This window comes from Streptomyces sp. NPDC001617 (assembly GCF_053596855.1).
In genome coordinates, this window is the sequence record NZ_JBSFHA010000209.1 from 1 (window position 1) to 1,467 (window position 1,467).

Here is a 1,467-nt window from a genome sequence, read left to right on the forward strand (position 1 = left end):
CGGCGAAGGGCCTCACCCATGGGGAGATCGCGGCTCACCTGGCCGAGGTCTACGGGGCGGAGGTGTCCAAGCAGACCATCTCCACCATCACCGACAAGGTCATGGACGGCATGGCCGAATGGCAGAGCCGTCCTCTCGACCGCGGGCGGTTTCCACTGATCGTTGCGAATTAGCGGTAGGCCAGGTCTGTCGACCAGCGTCTCATGGCCTCGGCCGGGGTGCGGTCTCCGAGGACGTGGCGGGGACGTTCGTTCAGCTGTTGTTCGACTTGCGTGAGGTCGCGGAGGGTGTAGTGGGCGAGGCTGGTGCCTTTGGGGAAGTACTCCCGCAGCAGTCCGTTCGTGTTCTCGTTGGTGCCACGCTGCCAGGGTGAGTGCGGATCGCAGAAGTAGATCCGGAAGCCGGTCAAGTCCTCTATTTCTTCGTGGTAGTAGAGCTCTCGGCCTTGGTCCCAGGTGAGGGTGCGCCGCAGGGAAGCGGGCCAGGTGCCGGTCTGCTCCACGAGTGCGTCGCGGACCTGTGGAGCCTTCCAACCGCCGGGCAGATGGATGAGTCGCACGTAGCGGGTGGCGCGGTCGACCAGTGTCCCGATGGCGGACCCCTGGCCTTCGCCGACGATCAGGTCGCCCTCCCAGTGCCCTGCCCGTTGGCGGGCCTCAGCCTCTTGAGGCCGGGTGTGGACCGGCCTCATGTTCGGGATGGCGTTCTTGGAGGGTATGCCCCGGCGCTGCTTCTTGCGGCGTGTCCTGCGGGTACGCAGTCGGGCGGTGCGTTTGTCCAGCAGTCCGCTGTAGAGCGCGCGATAGATCGTCTCCGGGCAGGCGTTCATCGTCGGCTTGCCGGGCCGCTTCCGGGCGAGGTGACGGGTGATCTGCTGCGGTGACCACCGCTGCCCGAGCTTGTCGTTGATGAAGGCGCGCAGCTCGGCGTTGACACGGAGCTTCTCCGGTTTGGGGCGACGGCGCCGCAGGATGGCCTGGTTGTGGGACCACCACGGGTTGTAGGTGCCCTCGGGCCCGCCTCGGCCGCGGGAGATCTCGCGGTAGACGGTGGAGCGGTGCTTGCCGATTTCCTCGGCGATCACCGCAGCCGTACGGCCGGCACGCAGGCCCTCGGCGATCGCGATGCGGTCGTCCTGGGTGAGGTATCGGGCGTCGATGGGCCTGTCGGGCAAGAGCATGCGTCCAGCCTTGATGAACCACAGCGAGCCCGCACTGGTGGATACGCCCACTCGGCGGGCAGCAGCTGCCCCTTTCAGGCCACCTCTACGCAGCTCGAAGTACTCCTTGGGCACCGTCAGCGGCAGTCTGTTGGCTCCACCTCGAGGCATAGGTCCGACTCCTCTCGGGTGTCGCAACCACCGATGGAAACCGCCGCGTTTACCCCGTTTTGTTCGTCGATGCCATCAACGTCAAGATCAGGGACGGGCAAGTCGCGAACCGTCCCGTCTACGTGGTGATGGCGGTG

At 66.2% G+C, this 1,467-nt stretch carries 2 protein-coding genes and 1 pseudogene; 2 read left to right on the forward strand and 1 reads right to left on the reverse strand.

The features are described from left to right. Nucleotides 1-173, forward strand: a 173-nt coding sequence (locus ACWC09_RS52610; RefSeq protein ID WP_450859428.1) for a transposase, incomplete at its 5' end; no start/stop codon positions are given. On the opposite strand, the gene ACWC09_RS52615 is transcribed toward ACWC09_RS52610, so the two are convergent. Beyond that, entirely contained in the window at nucleotides 170-1,330 is a 1,161-nt protein-coding gene (locus ACWC09_RS52615; RefSeq protein ID WP_450859426.1) for an IS30 family transposase, read from the reverse strand. The genes ACWC09_RS52610 and ACWC09_RS52615 overlap by 4 nt on opposite strands. Before the next feature lie 44 nt (nucleotides 1,331-1,374). On the opposite strand from ACWC09_RS52615, the pseudogene ACWC09_RS52620 reads away from it, so the two are divergent. Beyond that, nucleotides 1,375-1,467: pseudogene (locus ACWC09_RS52620) on the forward strand (transposase); the annotation flags it as partial.

Coding starts and splice junctions, on each gene's coding strand:
- ACWC09_RS52615 (WP_450859426.1), bottom strand. CDS start 1,330: ATGCCTCGAGGTGGAGCCAACAGACTGCCGCTGACGGTGCCCAAGGAG.